The organism is Dielma fastidiosa (assembly GCF_003475485.1).
In the GTDB taxonomy this organism is placed as follows: Bacteria; Bacillota_I; Bacilli_A; order Erysipelotrichales; family Erysipelotrichaceae; genus Dielma; species Dielma fastidiosa.
The window spans coordinates 1-20,825 of record NZ_QRQL01000004.1; the positions used below are offsets into that span (position 1 = coordinate 1).

The following is a 20,825-nucleotide window of genomic DNA, read 5'->3' on the forward strand; positions in this document are numbered from 1 at the left end:
AGGAACAGCGCCGCGAGAAAGGCAGCTGGGTGTCATCATTGATGGCATGATTTCCTGAATTTATTGATGAAGGAAATCATTTTCTTGATTAGTGATTGTGTTTGGTGAAATTTTCATTTGTAAAAAGGATCATAGTTCTTTTTACTAGATGAAACATAATTATAGTTTAATTATGCTGTCTTCAAAATAGGAGTTATCTCTGTGAAAATGATTGATTTTCACCAGATAATTGCATAATATTGTATTATAAGGTGAAAATATGATAAAAACTACAGATATGATTATCAATGAACTTAGCATTTATGCAAGTCCACGCACAAAATTGTCCCGTATGGTAAAAAAGGGTGAGATTTTCCCTATCATTAAGGGATTATATGAAACTGAAAAGAGTACACCAGGTTTTTTGCTTGCAGGCAGTATTTATGGTCCATCTTATATTTCATTTGAATATGCTCTTAGCTTTTATGGTTTGATCCCAGAAGCAGTTTATACGGTAACTTCCGCAACTTTTGAAAAGAAAAAGTCTAAAAAATATGAAACTATGTTTGGAACATTTACCTATCGGGATGTACCCTCAGAAGTTTTTCCCCTAGGTTTGAAAATAATGAAAGAAGACGCCTATTATTATCGAATTGCTTCACCTGAAAAAGCAGTATGTGATATTCTTTATACTTTACCGCCAGCCTCAAATGTAGAAGAATTACATTTGTTGTTGAATGATAGTCTTAGAATTGATGATAGTGATTTAATGAAATTGAATACTGTTACTATCATCGAGTTATCTAAACATTATCATTCAACAAATATGAAAAGACTTTGTATATTAATAAAAAGATTACATAAAAGTATTGAATAAAATTGATATTGGACATTCAATGTAGTTTTACGGATCAAATCAGAATGAATTTAGATATATGAATTAGATAGGAGAATGACTCTTATCTTTTTTATTATGTTATGTATGAAAGATGCTAATTCGAACATCAGAAATGGAACAAAATGAGAACTGTCTCATAAAGTATACTTTATGAGACAGTGTGTTTATGCTCATTATAGGTCGTTTTTTGTCGTTTGTAAACATATTTTTGCATTTTATCATCTTTTTTACTCATTTTATGGTCGTTTTCTAGCTGTCTTATAAAGTATACATTTTGAGACGGTGAGAATTAAGGGGTGTAAAATGAAATCTATTTATATCGAAACCTTTGGTCGTTTCGCTGTTTTTATCGACGGTCAGCCTTTGCTTTTTAAGAACCTTAAAGCAAAAGAACTCTTGGCCTATCTCATCGATAATGAAGGAGACTTTGTAAGCAACAAGGACATCATCACTACACTTTGGAAGAACCGCATCAATGATGTGAGTCTAAAACGATCCTTCAGGTATACGCTGCGTCTGTTAAGAGACGCTTTTAACGCAGAAGGAATTGATGATCTATTTGATGTAGGTTATGGGGTAGTGAAGATCAATCGCAATCGCATAACCTGTGATTATTATGAATTTATTAAAGGAAACACAGAGGCATATCCATACAAAGATGATTACATGTATGGCTATGAATGGGCAGAGTCAACCCGTAGAAGGATTGAGGAAAGACAAAGCCGAAGTAATAAGTAAAAATAGCTGAACATTAGATGGTTCAGATTTTTTTGTGAGGAAAGAGGAAGGGAAATATGGCACAAAGGAAACAAGAAAGAATAAGGCGAGAAAGGAGAAGAGAAATATGTTAAAGGGAATGATGAAAGCGCTTAAATACGGAATGGCTCTATGTATGGCTGTGAGCTTATCAGCTTATATACCTGAAATAGGCATACAGGAAGTAAAGGCAACGGAAGTAACAGCCAGCGCAGAAGAGAAGTGGAGCGGAACCGTAAGTGCAACACCGCCAAAAAATGATGGCAATACATATCATATTTATACTGGCGAGGAGCTTGCATGGGTTGCTCAACAGACACGTGAGGGTATCAGTTTCGAAGGTAAAACTATTATCTTGGAGAATGACATTGATCTTGATTTTATTCCATGGAAACCAATAGGAGTAGATAGAGTACAGCCTTTTAAGGGTACCTTTGAAGGAAATGGTAAAACAATTACTAATCTCATGCTAACAAATAATGAAGAAGGATTATTTGAAGGTCTCTTTGGTGTTACTCGAAATGGTCTACTTCAGAACTTCTCAATTAAAAATGTTAAATTTAAAGATTCAGACATTAGTTACCATAATTTGGGTATTGTCAGTGCTGATGTACTACAGTCGAAGGTTATCAATGTACATGTTGAGAATGCCGAAATCTTGGCAAGCGGTACAAGTCTTGCCCCAGTTGGCGGTATTACTTGTGTATTATCCAACAGTAGTTGGATTATTAATTGCTCTGTGAAAAATTCAACGCTGCAAGGAAGAAACATAGGTGGTATTGTTTCCGATTGGGAACCGATAACTGATGAAACAGTGTTTGGCAAATATGGTCCAGGTGGTATCGTTAACTGTGCATCCATTAATAATCAGCTGCAGCTCACTTATCCGAGTCCAACTGACAATATTGTAATTGCTGGTGGAATTATTTCTAATATTGAAAGTAGAATTAAAGATTTTAGTGTAATTGGCAGTTTATATCTTTTTAACAATTATTCAACTAGTACGATTACGGCAACTGATCTTGTTGCTGATCGGGAAATAAGAATTGGTGGATTAATCGGATTAGTTGATAGTCCAATTGTCTTAGAGATGAAAAATAACTACTCTGCTTCCCCAGTAATTAATGATGTCGCAAGTAAAGATACGACTGGAGCGGTAATTGGTTTAAATAACACAAACAAACTAAGTAGTGATAACATCTTTTATTCTGGAAGTGCAGCTAATGGATTACCGGCAATTGGCAAAGACGCAGGCTCTTATGGGTCAACAATGATGAGTAAGACAGAAGAAAGCATGAAGAATGAATCTTTTGCAAAATCATTAACCGCTAATATTGATTCTCTAAGTACAACGATTATGCCGTTAGATCCGCAAGGCAAGCGATATACATATAATCCATGGGTAGGTGCCGAGGGTGTATGGCCGGCATTTACGATACCGGCAGTTACTGATATCGATATATATCCTGTTTTGTCTGATAACGGACAAGAAATCGTTTATGTGAATCAAAATGGTAGTGTACAGCTTCATTCTACCTTGCTGCCTTATTATGCGAGTCGTGAAGCCAATCCAACATGGCGAGTTTCACCTGATACGAGCGGCGTAAGTGTAGATGCTAATGGACTTGTATCTGCCAATAACTCCGCCGTTGGAACAGAAGTAGATTTAATTGCATCCTATGGTGAAATCACTAAAACGGTTAAGGTAAGAATCGTAGAAAAAGATGCAATCACTTCATTAAGAATCAATACACCTAGTGATTTATTGGTGGGTACGACAAAACGATTGAGTGTTACCACAACACCAATCAATGCAAATAAATCATCTGTAAGGTGGTACATTGATCTAAATCCTGCCGGTTTAGAAAATCTTGTAACTGAAAGTGAAATTGCTTCTATCGATTCAGATACAGGAATAATAAAAGGATTAAAAGCAGGACAAGTTACAGTAGTAGCAAAAATAGAAGGCACATCAATCAGAGACAGTTACACAATGACCATTCAGGACACACAGTGGGATGGTGTTGCGAGCCGTCAGCCTGATTTTTATGATGATGCCTATCATATAACGATGGCCAGTGAATTGAAATGGATTGCTGATAGCGTAAACAACGGCAATACTTTTGCCGATAAAAAGATCTTATTAGAAACAAATATTGATCTTGGTAAGAATAACTCATTTGTTTGGACACCAATTGGAAGCAACGGTAATTATTTCAGCGGTGTTTTTGATGGTCAGGGATATTCAATCAGCCATATTTTATTAGATGGTACAAACGTTCTAAATGGTCTGTTTGGCTGGATCAATAATGCAGCGATAAAAAACCTAACAATCAGAGATATTTCCATTCAAAATGAATTGCCTGATTCTTATAATGGTGCTTTAGCCGCACAGGCACAGGATTCGGAAATTAATGGTGTCACTGCCGTTGATGTATCCATCAATACAACCGGAACAGCTGGTGGCTTAATCGGTTTATCACAGTATAACGTCAGCCTGAATCATACAGCGGTGTTAAATAGTGATATTATATCGAGAATCGGTGGCGGTTTAATAGGTAAAGCAATTGCCTATAATGGAAATGTAATCAATAGTTTTACAGAAGGTAAACTTACTGCTCACCAATCAAGTTCAGCTCTAGTCAATCTTGGCGGTATCATCGGTACAGTCATTGGATCTGATAATTCCTCCTTAGAATCAACGGCTGCTACGGCTTTTACGATTCAGAATTCATATACGCATTCAGTAATCAATTCAACACTGAGTAATCCAGAAATTACGGTATATACAGGCGGCTTAGTGGGTCAGGTTAATTCCTACATCGCATTAGAAAATAACTATTCAAATTCAGATATAACCAATCATGTAAATGCAAATCGTCCTGGCGGCATTATTGGTTATGCGCAGCCTACGAGTGGATACTATACATCTATTGTGAATAATGCATGGAATGAAGAAAAGCGCTTCGAAAATGCAAGCGGTGAAATAGCTGTTGAAAATAAGAAAAGCGTCGGCAATCAAGGAAGTATCATCATTAACTCCACAACACTTGAAGATATGATGAAGCGATGCTCTGATGCATATATGAAAGCAGCTTCAAGTGAAGAAAAAGCATTAGTGAATGATTTAAATGAAAATCTTCCTGAAAATGGCAGTATGTGGATTAATGGAACAGAGGGTTATCCGCAATTAAGTGATTCTGAATCATTTACAGTCGTATTAAAGAAAGATTATATCCAAATGCGAAGAAATGAAAGTGTTATGCTAGAGCCAGTCATGCGTCCATACGTAGCAGGAAAGGATCTCAGCTATGAATGGCATGTACTAAGCGGCAATGACACGATCAGTGTTGATCAATTTGGACGAGTTACAGTTAGTGACAGTGCCATTACACATCAAAGTGCAATTATTGAAATGATCGTAAAGGAAAAAGGTGCAGAGATATGCCGAGATACTGCGCAGATAGTCGTATTAGAGGATGAAGCAGCAGTACAGAGTCTGACGATCAAGGACCCTGGGGTAATCAAAGTTGGTGATACAGTTAAGCTAAAAGCAGAAGTTGAACCAGAGTCTGTTGATACAAGCGGTCTATATTTTAAAGTTAAAAAAATCAATGATTTCGCAGAAGTATCAGCTGATGGTACATTAAAAGCCTATAAAGCCGGAACGTTTACGGTTCAGGCAATATTGGATGGCGTAATTGCGGAACGAATCATTACTATAAAGTCAGGAACCAAATGGGATGGAGTTACGGTTGATGAACCGGATAGTGATGGAAATTATATTTATATCACAAAACCAAGTGAGTTAGCATGGATTGCGCAGCAAGCCTACGAAGATAGGTACAATTGGTTTGAAGGAAAAACATTAATATTACAAAATGATATTGATTTAAATAACCAAAATTGGATGCCTATTTTAATCTTCAAGGGTAATTTCGATGGCAGAGGACATACTATTAAAAATATTTCTATTGGTGCTAGCCCTGGTATCAATCAGTTTGGCTTATTTGGTGTGGTACGAAATGCTGAAATAAAAAATTTAATTCTTGACACTGTAAATATGAATTTAGATGAAGTTAGCGGAATCAATAATTTTGGAGCTGGTTCCTTATTCGCTTATGCATATGACAGCAATATAACAAATATAAAAGTAAAAAATGCTTATGTTAAAGCTGACGATACTGAGGTTAATACACCAATGATCGGCGGATTAGGCGGTGATGTTATCAATGTGAATATTGATAACTGTTCAGTAGAAAATTCTACAGTGATAGGAAAAACGAATAGTCTCGGTGGTATTATCGGTGAAGTAACTGGCGCATCAACTTATTTCAGTATGAAAAATTGTTTTGCTAAAAATGTAACGATGCAGGACGGCTGTTATATTGGGGGTCTGGTTGGCTATATTAACCAATCAGATAGCAGTAATAGAACGGCTATAATTAAGAATTGTTATGCAGAAGTAATATATAATACTACAAATAAATATTTAATTAATACATCTTATGTTGGAGCTATTTCTGGTATCATTCAAACTAAATATCCAGTTTTAATTGAAAATGTATATTCGGTATTGAAAGTTAATAATTCAGTAGACAAGAAACTAATAGCCGGTAATCTTGTAGGTATTGAGAAATCTCAAGATTTAAAATTAAATAATGTCTACTATAATTCTCAAACATCTGGTTTAACTATTGATATGAAAGAAGAGGGTAAAGTCACACGAAATAATGTTGAGGGCATGACAACGGATGTTATGAAAAGTCCTTCTTCATCGGCTGATAATTTAATTAATAAATTAAATACATGGGTGAGTAATTCTGTAGAAAAATTTAATACATGGACAATACAAAAAGAAGGTTATCCTTATTTTGGATTGCCTGATGTTGAAAGCATTAAAGTTTTACCTGTTGTTAAGGAAGTTTATCCTGGTGAGACATTGCAATTAGAAAAAGAGATTTTACCTTTTGGTGCATCTGATGTTGCTGTTAAATATACAAGTAATAACCCGAAAGTACAGGTAGATAACAATGGTCTGGTGAAAATTAGTAATGAATTCACTAATACCTATGTTGCCATTATAACGATGACACCTCTTGACAGCAAATATCCTTCTTCTACCTCTACGTTGATAGTAATGCAGCCTAAGCCTGAAATTACAAGTATAAAAATAACAGTATTAGAAGAAGAGATAGAGACAAATAAAGTATATTCATTGTCAGCTTCCATTTTGCCTTTAGATGCAGATCCAAATCAGATTAAGTGGTCGATTATCAATAATGTAAATACCCAAGCCATTTTAAGTGATAAAGGATTATTAGATACTGGCTCGGTTGCAGGAAGCATAACTGTTCGAGCTGAATCAATTAATAATCCAAATATCTATGATGTGATTACATTAAATATAAAATCTAAACATGATTTTGGCATAGCATGGGATGGTTCTGCTGAGAAAATTGAACCTGTAAATAATGTAATACATATTGTAAATCCAAAACAATTAGCTTATATTGCCCAGCAAACAAAGGCAGGTATTACTTATGAAGGTATCAGTATTTATCTGGATAGTGATCTTGATTTAGGTAATAAAAACTGGACACCGATCGGGAGCCTTGAATATGGTAATTTTATGGGTAAATTTTATGGCAATAACCATACAATTAAAAATTTAACAATTACATCTTTAAGCGATACTACAATGGTAGGGTTGTTTGGTTTAGTTAAAAATGGAGAGATTCACGATTTATACCTCACTGATGTGAATATTAAGCTGGATAAATTTAATGTCGCAGGAACGGATCAGGTTGGATATGGTACATTAGTAAGTAATGTTTATGGTAATGATACAACTTATATAATCAGCAATGTTCATGTGTCCAATGTTCAGGTATATGGTCCTTCAAGCAGCAGAGTAACACTTCCTTCAGGAATGATAGGGATCGTATATGGCAGGGCTGAAATTGATAATTGTTCAGTTGATAACGCTTATGTTGAAGGTTATCCTAACAGTACAGGCGGATTACTTGCAGAAGTAAGTAATGGCGCTGGTAAATATCTGAAAATAACAAATAGTTCTGTCAGCAATACAACGCTTGTAAATGGTACACATACGGGTGCTATTATTGGTTACTGGGGAAGTGTAACTGGTGATAGTCATTTGATGGAAAACTGTTACAGTAATAATGTAGTGTTCGTGAATACGAATGTAAATGTTGGTGGATTGGTTGGCCGAACAGATGGAGCAGTATTGAAAATTATTCGAAATTGCTATTCGGTAACATCATCAAAAAATACAAATACAGAGGCTAAAACAGTTAAGGGAATCATTGGTTCAATTAATGGAAATACAAAATTAGAAAATTGTTATTATGATAACGATGATGGCAAAGTAGCATATACAGGAAATTCAACTATTTCAGAAACTAATATTATAGGTATGTCTTCATCTGTAATCAAAAACAACATCACACAGACACCAAATCTGGTCAACAAACTCAATGACTGGGTCAAGGCTCAGCCAAACAGTGATGACTACCTCACATGGCGTGTAAATGACAGTACACCAGAATTAGGACCAAAATCCAAAATCACATTGAATCAAGATCAATTAATTTTAAAAACAAATGAAACAGCTGTACTGAATGCAACGATCACCGGTGAAAATATCAACTCCATCGTTGACTGGTCAAGCAGTCAGCCAAGTGTGGCAGCCATTGATGAAAATGGCAAGATCACAGCGAAGATCCCTGGCCGTGCAGTCATAACCGCAACCTCTCAGGACGGACAGATAGCTCAGGCAAAAATAGAAGTTCAGGCTTTAACCACAAGCGTCGTGTTATCCTTCATCGATCCTGAACATACAACGCAATTAAAGGTTGGTGACAGCGTTGACCTACAAGCCGCGCTGCAGCCAATCGATGAAGCCCTGACATGGAACAGCAGTGATCCAAGTGTCATTGCCATTCAGGTCGACAGTGAAAATGATAAACTGGCAAAAATCACCGCGTTGAAAGCAGGGACTGCCGAGGTGAGTGCGCAAACAGCGGAAGGTGTGAAAGGAATGCTGCAATTTACTGTCGGCAACCCAGTCACATCAATTCAAATCGAAGGAAATAATACGATGGATCTAGCGCATCCAACGCAAAAATTAAAAGGTTTTGTGAATGATGACGCAACGGATCAGCGGATAAGCTGGTCAATCAAGAAAAAAGTTGACGAGAGTTATGAAGATACCAGCGATGCTGTTATCAGTGAAACAGGAACTGTGACAGTCAGTGCCTTAGGCAGTTATCAGGTAACAGCCGCGGCAATGGACGGTACCGATATGACAGCGGTATTTGCTATTGAAGTCGTACCAGCAGTCGTTGACTCGGTTAAAATCATCCTGCCGGAAGGACAGGGATACTTAAGCGGACAAATTGGTTCATCTATTGATTTGAAAGCAGAAGTTACACCTTCGCTGGTATTGGCAGAAGATGCCCAGCTCCATTATGAAAGCAGTGATCCGACGCGTTTTATGATCATTGAAGAAGATGGACAAACAAAGGTAAAAATAAGTGATCAAGCAAAGATCGGCGATTTAGCGCAGATTACACTGACATCCGGTATCGGTAAAGACAGCAATGTGATGGATACGGTAACGGTCATGGTTGCTTGGACAAAAGTAGAAAGCTTAACGATTATCAATACTGAAACGAATGAGGCATATTCTGAAGAAGTACCAACGGATTTAGGTAAAGGCAGCATCATCAAATTAAAAGCTAAACCAACCCCGGAGGCAGCAACGAATCCTTCAGTTACATGGCGAGTTGAAAATGTTGACGATACGCTTCAGACACCTCTGGCAGAAATTGACGAGAATGGTTATCTGACATTAAAAACACCAGGTGAAATTCGTGTTACAGCAACCAGCCTTGAAGATGGGACAATCATCGCCAATGCCCGTATCAATATTGTTGAGATTTATCCGACTTCCATCTCCATTCTTGAGGGATCAAAGGAAATCGGTGTCGATCAGAATATCGATTACTTACAATTAACAGTTAATTTCGAACCCGCTGAAACAACGAATAAGAAATTGATCTTTACTTCCAGCAACCCTGCTGTTGCCAGTGTAGATTCAATGGGTAGAATCACCTTTGTAAAGGGTGAAGGTAAAAACGTATTAGGTGATACAGAAATCACGATCACTCCTGAAGTTGACAGCCGATTAGACGAAGCATTGCAGGCTAAACCGATCAAAATCACAATCAAAGTCAGCGATCAGGTCATTTATGTCGAATCGATTGATGAGATTTTAACCAGTGCAGGTCTGCCGCTTGCCGATACAATCGTGCGGGTCGGTGATGATCTGAATCTGATTGCTTCATACCTGCCGACTCATGCCAGCGCCCGCAATTTTGAGTGGGAAGTTGTAACGCCGGAAGGTGAAGAAGCCTTGGCCAGTATTCATGACGGCAAGCTGACCGCATTAAAAGCTGGTACGGCTACGATCCGCTGCAGTGTTGGAGGTAAGAATGATCATGGAACGATTGAAACATTAAGTATTGAACGGGAAGTCGTTATTCAAGAAGCGGTTGCACGTTCGATCAGCTTCGACGCGCTTTCCCTCACCTTGATGCCGGGTGTCAGTCAAAATATTACCGCAAGTGTAAATCCGATTGGCAAGGTATCACAAAAGATAAAATGGTCAAGTCCTGACAGTCAAATCATCTTTACGGATCTGCAGGGCACGGCATTGAATGGCGCCATTGAAGGACCGGTTAAGATCAAAGCAAATGAAAATGCTATTGCCGGTCAGACAATTACCGTCGTCGCAGAAAGTGAAGCCTTGGATATCGACGGCAATCCGCTGCGCAGAGAACTGCAGGTATTCATCGGTAATGTGAAAGCAACCGCCGTGACGCCTAATCGCACAGCGATTACCATGGTGGCTGAGGGTGATACTCAACAGCTGCGGGCAACAGTATATGGTGCCAATGGTTTAAAAGCGACGAATCAAAATGTTACTTGGAGCAGCGATTATCCTGAAATTGCCAGCGTTGATGCTTTCGGGACCGTGACTCCGCATCGTGCAGGTACGGCTAAAATCACAGTAACTTCTGCCGATGGCGGCTTCAGCGCAGTATGTACCGTAACGGTCACTGCCGCAAGTCTGAAAGAATTAAAGCTAAGTGAAACCTCTATTACGATGATCAAGGGCAATGAAAAAGAATTGACCGCGATTGTAAATGAAGGCAGCGGTATTACAGATTTCCTTTGGGAAAGCAGTGAACCATCCATTGTGGAAATCAAGGGATCAGGAAAGACAGTCCAGCTGATCGCCAAAGCGCCGGGCAGCGCGGTCATCACCGTCACCGCCGGCAATAAACAGGCATCAGCCGCTGTTCGCGTTGTCAATAACGAAGTTCTGATTCAATCGATTGAGTTAAGCGGACCAGCCAGCGGTGAAGTCGGTGAAACAGTTCTGATAACCGCTTCTATACAAGGTACAGATGGTAATGAAGCAACTAATAAAACTTTAAAATGGCATGTTTCTGATAACAATGCAGTAACGGTACTTGATGAAACATCCAGCGTCGGCCGCTTTAAAATTAATAAAGAAGCAGGGAACGTCATTATCACCGCTGAAGCTTGCGATGGCAGTCAGGTCAGTGCTCAGTACACATTGAAGACAACTGGAATTACTGCCAGCGGTCTGACACTGAACAACAGCTTCGTCAAACTCGGCTCAAAAGATATGACCGGTTTTGACATAATCGCAACAATCACACCTGAAAGTGTCGCTGATAAAACAGTTACATGGACGGTTGATAAACAAAATATTATTGAACTAACAGCGAATGGCAGCAGCGCTCATATCCGTCCTGCCGCCGGTGTCGTACCTGGTGAAAACAGTTATGCGATCATTACGGCAAAAACATCCAATGGCAAGAGCGCACAATGTGTTGTATTGATTACTGAAGTCAAACTGGAAGCCATTCAGTTAGGAAAATCTTCCATCACAATTATTGAAGGTGATGAAAAGGAACTGCCGATACAGATCAAACCGGCAGAAACCACCAATACTGAATTGATTTGGGAAATTGATGAGACAGGCAACGGCATGTATGAAGAAGTAAATAGTTCAAGTGCTGTCCAAATTAGCACTATGAACGGTATTTATACAGTCAAAGCACAGCCGCTTCCGGAAGCCATGAACACAAAAGAAGTAACGATCAGAGCCAGAGCGAAAGCAAATACTGAAATAATCAGTAATCTATGTAAGATCACAATTCAAGAAGATCCTCTGGTATCCATTGAAATTATCGGACCTACTGAATTGTTAGTTGATAATTCGGCTCATTATTCCTTATTGGCAGTACCATATGATGCTTTAATCAGCGATGTCAGCTGGCAAGTGATCGAGGAAATGAATCCGGACGGCTCAGAGTACGTTCCTGATGATAAGGATGAAAATCCTGAATTAAAAAATCATATCGTCCAAATCATTCAGGAGGGCGTATTAAAAGGTATAAAAGAAGGACGCGCCGTGATTCAGGTGTCAACGGGTAATGGTATAAGCGCTCAGCTTGAAATAACTGTTACTTCAAGTATGACACCGCCTGAAATTACAGACTCAGTGGATGAGATTCGCATTAAAAAACTGCCTGATGGAATCGAGATCGATTCATTGGAAATGATCAGCAGTGAAATAAAACAGCTGGGCGTTGCTTTCTATAATCACGGAACGCTTGTTTCTGATCCAAAGGCTTCAGAAATCATCTGGAGCTGCAGTGATGAAACAGGCGACTATCTGACTATTGATCCGCGTACCGGTGTGATCACTGCTAAAGCAGTTAGTCCAAAACCGATCACGATCACAGCACTCAGCAAGTATACGAAACAAATTCCTTCAGAGATTGAAGGAGAAGAGGATCTGACCATCAGTGTGCTGGCTTCGATTCCGGTAACAATCCATGAACAGGCCGGTCTAATCAAGAGTCTTTCCCTTGACCCATCAGCAACCTCACTGGCTTTCAATAAAAAGCAAATCATGACCGCTTATGCTTCATACACGGGAAATAAAGAAGATTTAAGCATTCAATGGGAAAGCAGCGATCCAACAATCGTTAAGGTTACACCGATGGAAGATCCGCTGCAGGCCAGTATCGAAACATTCGGCAAAGCAGGAACAGCCGTGATCATGCTTACTGTAAACGGCACGACAGCTTTTGCCAACGTTATCGTCAGCGCTGAAGCTAAAACACCAGTCACAAGCATTTCGGTAAAGGATGAATTAGGAAACGATTTGAGCGGTATCCTTGAAATGAAGCAGGGTACAACCTTACAAGTAATCGCTGAAGCGGATGAAGCAGCAAGCAATCCTAACCTAATCTTCAGCACTTCTGAGGATACGATCGCAAGTGTTGATGAGAATGGCTTGATTCATGCACTCAGTCCAGGTGTCGCAATGATTACGATTAGTCCGGCAGATACTGAGAGCCGTGTTTCAAAGACATTGGTCATTCAGGTCAACGAAATTCCGGAATATAAGATCAGCTTAAACAAAACTGAAATTACCATGGAAGGCGGCAGCGATGCGATGCTGGTTGCTTTATTAACTCCTTCCTTAACCGAACAGGCCAGCATCAAGTATGAATGGAGTATCAGTGATCTGGATGGCAATCCTTTAACTGAGGCGCCGATTACCCTCGATTCTGCATCGGAAAATCCAGAATCTGTACATTTGACAGCTAATTCAGTCAGTCAGGAAACAAATGTTATTGTGAATCTGAAAGCGACAATCAGTGAGGCTGGCAATGAAGATAAGGTACTGACACAAAGCTGTACTGTTCACATCATGGAAGCTATTGCTTCAATCACGGATATTCAGTGGACAAGTGATCTTATTGTTGATGACGCATTAACGATGATCCTTGATGATCAAGGCTGTGAGGAACAAATCGGCATCAAGATCATTGCGGATGGTGAAGGAACAGCTTATGTAAACTGGACAACCTCAGCACCGGAAATCGTTTCCGTCACCGGCAATGCATCAGGCGCAGTATTAAAAGCTTATCAGCCAGGTACTGCCGATATTACAATGACCAGCGCTAAGGGCGGATTTACAAAAACGCTCAAGGTTACGGTAAGAAAGGTAGTTATTGAAAGTCTTGATTTCACTTTAAATGACGGACAGATCGAAGTAGGTGCAGTCACTGAGGGCTTCTTGGTACTGAATGCTGATCCTTCTGACAAGAATGAAAGTGAAAAAGCCAAAGTTCAATTTAAGTCAAGCAATCCGGATATTGCTTCCGTGGCTGTAGATGAAACTGGAAAAATCAAGATTATGGGGTTAAAAGAAGGTAAAGCAACAATTATTGCAATGTCGCCGACAGCCCCGGATAAAATGGTTACCGCTGATATTACGGTTGTCAAACCAGCCCTTCTGCCTTATCTGATTAATCAGTTTGAATTATTAGATAGGCAAGGCAGAGTGATATCTACACATACAGAAATTGATTCGCTCAGCGGTAAGATCATTGTCACAGTGCCGCTGCTGACGGATAAATCAGCCTTGATTGCTAGATTTGGCTTGTCTTATAAAGGCAGTGAAGCCGATATGAATAAAGCCGATGTATTAGTTGCCAATGTTCCGCAATCAAGCGGGGTTACGGTTAATGATTATACGAATACATTGACTTATGTTGTGAAAGATAAAGAAAATGAAGAGAATACAAAAGATTACATGGTTCTGGTTGTCGATGAAGCAATTCCGGATAAGGATGCAGTGATGAAGTCTTTCACCTTTAAGGGTGTTGAGCCATGTGAAACGGTCATTGAAGGAAACACGATCACGGTGAAGGTCGATGAAACGACTGATTTGACTCAGTTAGTCGCTGTATTTGAAGCAGAGAACGTACTTTCTGTAACGACGGCCAATGGTGAGCAGATCAGCGGTGAAAGTGTCAATGATTTCAGTAAGCCGTTAACGTATATTTTATTTGGTAAGAATAAGAAGAGTATCAGCTACACGGTGAAGGTAGATACCGGCCCTGAGCTGACAAGCATCAAGCTGAAACAGGGAGAAAACAGTCTGGAAGGACAATGGGATATCGAACGGGAATGCTATGTGTTTACCGTTCCAGCCCTTGTTCAGATCGATTATGATCAGCCATTCATTCTGGAATGGACTCCGGATACTCTGACTCACAGCGGTTCATTGAATCTGAACCTGAATGAAATGCAGAGCGTTCAGTTCATCTATGCGGATCAGTTCACACGGACGGTTCGTCTGATGATCGTTGAAAGCAAGGTGGATTCACTGAGCGTTTCACCGCAGACGTTAAGTCTGAAACCGGGTGAGAGCAGTACGGTCAGTGCATTGATTCAGCCTGATTCAGCTTCACAGAAAGTAAAATGGACGCTGCAGCCGGGAAGTGAGCAATTCCTTGAACTAGAAATGCTCGAAGGCTCAGCCGTTCAAGTAAAAGTAAAAGCAGACGCGCCGGTGGGAGCTTCGGCCGTCCTGATCGCAGAAAGTGAAGCCGATGCTTCCCTGCGTGCAGAGGTCAGCGTGTTCATCATCAAGAACAATGCGGATACCGTTAAGATCCTTGGCATCGAAGACGGAAGCAGTGACCGGCCGGCAGTCTTGAAGGTCCATCAAACGTTGCAGCTGAGCGCTGAGGTATATGCCGGTGATGAACTGGCCACCAATCAGCACGTTACATGGTCAAGCAGTGATCCGACGATTGCATCGATCAGTCTTGACGGTACGATCAAGGCCCTGAGCACCGGATCAGCAACGATTCAGGCAGTCAGTGATGACGGCGGCATCAAAGCAGAGATCCATCTGCGGATCGAACCGGCTGATCTCAGCGGCATCACGATCGATAAGACGAGCCTGCTGATGATCAAAGGCAGCCATGAACAGCTGCACGTCCTTGCCAATGAAGGCAGTGAACTGGGTGAGATCCATTGGACGAGCAGTGATCCTGCCATCGTCAAGGTGGATAGTGAGGGAACCATCACGGCATTGAAGAGCGGCCAGGCAGTCATTACGGCAAAGGTCTCTGAATATGAAGCAAGCTGTACGGTGAAGGTCGTCAACGGGGACATCAAGATCACATCGATCGATCTGAGCAGCGTAGCGGCACAGGTAGAAGCCGGTCAGACCTTCCTGATTCAGGCAGACGTCTCACCGGAGGATGCAGGCAATAAGATCCTGAAGTGGACGAGCAGTGACGAAGCCTTGATCCATGTCGTCAATAAGAACAGCAGTGTGGGCGTCCTGCAAGTCAGAAAAGGAACTGGCACACCGGTCATGATCACCGCGGAAGCGATGGATGGCAGCGGTACGAAGGCAAGCATCATGATCACACCGATGCCAAGTACGATCAGCGGCATCGAGCTGAGCAGTAATTTCATCCGCTTAAGTGCAAAGGATCAAGAAGGAACCTTACTGCGGGCCTCACTTCTGCCAATCACCGCGGAAGGTACGATCACATGGCAGACGGACCGCAGTGATCTGATCAGCTTGAGCAGCAATGAAGGAGCTTCCGTGATCGTGCGGCCGCAGCCGGGCGTCGATGTTCGCAATGACAATTATGCGATCGTAACCGCAAGCAGCGGTGACGTCCAGGCACAATGCGTCGTCTTATTGAGTGAGATCGCGGCTGAAAGCATTACGCTGGAGCCGGTATCGATGCTCTTGAATGTGGATGAAGAACAAAAGATCCAGGTGGCATTCACACCTGAAAATGCAACGAATACGATTTTGGAATGGCAGGTCCTTGACGGTGACGGAACCGCCGTGCTGATCAGCCGAAAAGGCAGCGGCTATACGGCAGTCGGATTGAAAGCCGGTGAAGTGACTCTGCAGGCAGTCAATGAAGAAGGCATCATCAGTAATCCGATCCATCTCAGTGTGAAGGATGAGGGATTGAGCAGTCTGCAGCTGATCGGCAACGATGTTCTGGTCTTGAACGATGAACAGCGCTCAGCCACTCAGCTGTATGCATTGGCACAGCCGGCTTCAGCCGTGATCGATTCACTGACATGGCGTAGTGAAGACGAAACGATCGCGGAAGTCAGTGAGGAAGGTCTGGTTACGGCCGTAGGCAGCGGCAGCACCGAGATCATCGCAAGCTGCGGGGCCATCGAAGCCTCCTTCACGATCTTCGTTTATGCAATCGAAGACACACCGCAGGATATCGAAGCAGAAAAGATCCGCATCGATACCGCCGTGACAACGATGCAGATCGATGATAAAGAATACTTGACAGTCAGCTTTGACCCATCGGATACGACGAATAAAGCTGTCCGCTGGGAAAGTGATCAGCCGGAGGTGATCCGCGTTGAGGCAGCGACCGGTCTGATCGAAGCAGTGGGTGCCGGTGAAGCAACGATCACCGTGACCAGCTTAGAAAACGAATCGATTTATGATGCGGTGACGATCACCGTCATGGAACGATCAGGCATCACATCCCTGAGCTGGGAAAATGAGATCAGCACCTTATTAAAGGGAGAGATCGGTGAATTGAAGGCAGTGATCACGGGTACCGGTGAGGAAACAAGCTTCAAACCAGTTTGGAGCAGCAGCAATCCTGAAGTGATCACAGTCAGCGCTAAAAACGATGACACGGCCAGCGCTGAGATCGAAGCCTTGGCGAAGGGTACGGCCGTCATCTACTTGATGGTACAGGATCAAATGATCACACAGACGATCACGGTAACGGAAACGGAAACGATCCCGGTGACCACGATCACGATCGATGAATTAGGCAATCGTGATTATCTCGAGCTGAGCGTGAACGAGAGTCAGAAACTCACGATCCATGTGAATGAAGACGCGGCAGATAAGAACTTGACCGTGACCAGCAGTGACGAAACCATCGCGACGGTCAACGGCACGACGATCGAAGCGATCAGCGAAGGGATCGCGGTCATCACGATCCAGCCAAACGATGCAGCGAGCAGTGTCGTGCGCAAGATCTTCGTAAAAGTCATGCCTGAACCGGAACCGGAAGTCACGCTGGATAAGAACAGCTTGGTCATCGTGGCAGGTACGGCTGGCAGTGTGAGCGCGACATCGATCCTGGAAGCTACCTATCAATGGAGCTGTAAAGACGATACGGTAACGCTCACGAATGCGGATGAAGCGGCCGTCACCATCCAGACTATGACGACTCAAGTAAAGAATGTCGTGCTGACTCTGAGCGTGACGGTCAACGGAAACGAGATCACAAGAGAATGTTTACTGACTCTGATCCCAGCGCCGTCCCAATCAGACGCGGCAGAAAAGATCGAGATCTTCGATGATCAGGGACAGATCCTCGATCTTCTGAAATTGGATCTTACCGCCCCGCAGGCGATGCTTACGGCCCATGTATTACCGGAAACGGCAGTACAGTATGTGAACTGGACCAGCAGTGATCCGGCAATCGCATCCGTACAGGGAAGCAATTCAGCGATCGTCACGGCTTATAAAACAGGCAGTGTCACACTCACCGCGACAACGCTGGACGGTAAGATACAAGCAAGCATCCCATGTGTGATCACCAACAGCGGCAAAGAAGAAGTGGTGATCCGCAGTATAAAATTGAAAGCCGAGACTCAGGAATTGATGATCGGCGAGCGTGCAGAACTGAGAGTCAGCCTCGATCCTGAATCACAGATCGATCAAGTCTTATTCACGACCAGCAAGGAAGGCATCCTCAGTATCGAAAAGAGCAGTTCGGGAGTCTATATCATGAAAGGACTCAGCGAAGGCAGTGTCGATGTGACGGTGGTAGCGACCGATGATCTGAGCAAGAAGGATACGCTGCGGATCATCGTCAGCAAAGCACCGGCCCAGCCATTGCTCTTCAAGGAATTCACGTTATGGAACGAGAAAGGCGAAGCGGTATCGACGAAGACGGTGATCGACGCGACACAGAAAACGATCCTCGTGACGGTTCCGTTACTGCACGATAAACGTTCCTTAGTAGCACGATATACGCTGAGCGGCGAAGGCAAAGTCAACGTCGGCGGCATCGAACAGCAAAGCGGCATCAGTGTGAACGATTATCAGGAGGCAGTAGCTTACGAAGTGATCGATCCGGAAGGCAGTCATACCCTCTATACGGTACTGGTATTGAATGAAACGATCCCATCCGTCAACGGAGCCCTGAAGACGTTCAAATTGAACGGCGTAGAGGGAGAGATCGATGAAGAGGCGAAGAAGGTCATCGTCAAACTGGACAAGCGTGAAGACCGAAGCCGGCTGATCGCAGAATTCACGATGAGCGATGCGCTGGAACTGATCGGTCCGCAGGGAGTGCAGGTCAGCGGCGAGAGTGAAAACGATTATCGAAACGGACAGACGATGACGGTGATCGGCAAGAACGGTGTCAGTGTGACCTATCAGATCCTCGTCGATATCGGACCGGCCGTGCAGACGATGACACTGAGCCAAAATGGAAAACATTACAGCGGCATCATCGATGCGCAGCAGGATACGATTCGCTTCAGTGCATTGAAAGGCCAAGCCGATCTGTCAGCGGGATTCACTGTGACAGCGGAAACGTCAGCGCTCGATCCGCAGGGCGTCAGCTATGAAACGACGATCCAATTCGAAAACGGAACGCAGACACTGACCATCACCGATGGAAATGGAAGAAGCTATACCTACACCTTGATGTTTGAAGAGACGGAACCGGAAAGTGAACTGATATTGACGGGCATGAAGATCGGCGGCATCGAGTGTAAGATCGAAGGCCGGATCATCGAAGTCATCCTGCCATACGGCAGAGATCTGAGCGAAGCACTGAAAGTGGAATATACGAGCAGTGAGCCGGGAGAGCTGATGATCGGAGAAACGACGATCAGCAATGGCGGCAGCAGAGTCTTCGGCGAAGAGAAGGCTTTAGAAGTGACGATCAAAAATGATGAGAAGAGCAAAGAATACACATTGATCGTCAGCCAGGCGAGCGGCAGCGCGAAGATAGAGAAAGTCATCCTGAATGGCACAGAGGCGGAACCGAACGAGCAGAATGAATTGAAGTTCACGTTCGCGAAGGGAACGGATCTGAGTCAGGTAAGGGCAGAATTCCAGTTGAGCGACAGCCGGGCAAAGGTGTATGTCGATCATGAGGAGACCGTCAGCGGCACCCTCATCGATGTGAGCAGACCAAGGCTGATCGTAGTAGAACTGGACGGCAACAAGGAAATCTATACCTTGCAGGCGGAGATCGATTATGGTCCGCAGTTTGTAGGACAAATAACTCTGACACAGGGAGATATAATCCTTACCGGCAGCATTGATTCAGAAACCGGTGTGATCGGTTTTGATGTAACGGATAAGGAAATCAATTTTTCTGAGCCATTTGTATTTGATTTCAAAGTTGCTGAGGGCGTAAGCCTTATGATGAATGGAGAAGTTTTTGAATCGGGCAGTCCGCTGTTCTTCACAAGCTTGAGCGATATAAAAGTTCTTCGCTTAGAAGACGAAAATGGTACTGAAAATGCTTATCAACTGAAACTGTATGAAGAAATGAATCTACCGCAGTTCGAGACCTTTGTATTAAATGATCCAAATGTTACAGGCATTGTGATCGATCATGTAAGCGGAACTATCACAATTAAGGTAAAACCGGGAACTGACATGAGCACGTTGAAACCAGAATTTACTTTAAATCAATATGCACAGATGGTCTTTGTGGGAACACAGGTACAGATATCAGGAGTTAGCGTTCATGATTTCAGTCAAGGTATCGATTATCTCTTGATTGGTAATGGAAGAACAAAATCCTATCGAGTAATGGCGATTGAAGATATGGATATGCCAATGATTAATCAATTTGGTATAACTGCATCTGACGGCAATATTTATTATGGAAAAATTGATAATGAGAATTTAACAATAACTATACGTTTGGGAAAAGGCTTGAATTATATGTCTGAACAAAGCTTAATTTACTTTAATGTTGATTCAAATTATGCCGTTTATCGAGGCACAATTTTACAAGAAAGTGGAGTATCTACATATAAATTTACAAGTAGATCAGTGAATTTTAAAGTATCTGATAAATCAGATTCTACAAAATCAACAACTTATAAAGTTATTGTTAAGCTATATCAACAAGAGGGCGATCTCAATGATGACGGCACTATTGATTCTCAAGATATAGCATATTTAATCAATTTGATGAATTCAACAAATTAA

General features: G+C 42.2%; 3 protein-coding genes. All 3 read left to right on the forward strand.

The window, feature by feature from the left end; genetic code table 11:
• Positions 1–259 precede the first annotated feature (259 nt).
• The 3 genes from DWZ33_RS09745 (at position 260) to DWZ33_RS09755 (ending at position 20,825) form a co-directional block, all read left to right on the forward strand.
• Positions 260–856, forward strand: coding sequence for a type IV toxin-antitoxin system AbiEi family antitoxin domain-containing protein (locus DWZ33_RS09745; RefSeq protein ID WP_118454674.1), 597 nt, complete (start codon positions 260–262; stop codon positions 854–856).
• A 324-nt stretch (positions 857–1,180) separates the two neighbouring features.
• The gene (locus DWZ33_RS09750; protein ID WP_022939328.1) at positions 1,181–1,615 is read left to right on the forward strand and encodes a hypothetical protein; all 435 of its coding nucleotides are present in this window, start codon (positions 1,181–1,183) and stop codon (positions 1,613–1,615) included.
• Positions 1,616–1,721: 106 nt separating this feature from the next.
• Positions 1,722–20,825, forward strand: a complete 19,104-nt coding sequence (locus DWZ33_RS09755) for an Ig-like domain-containing protein (protein ID WP_118454675.1) — start codon at positions 1,722–1,724, stop codon at positions 20,823–20,825.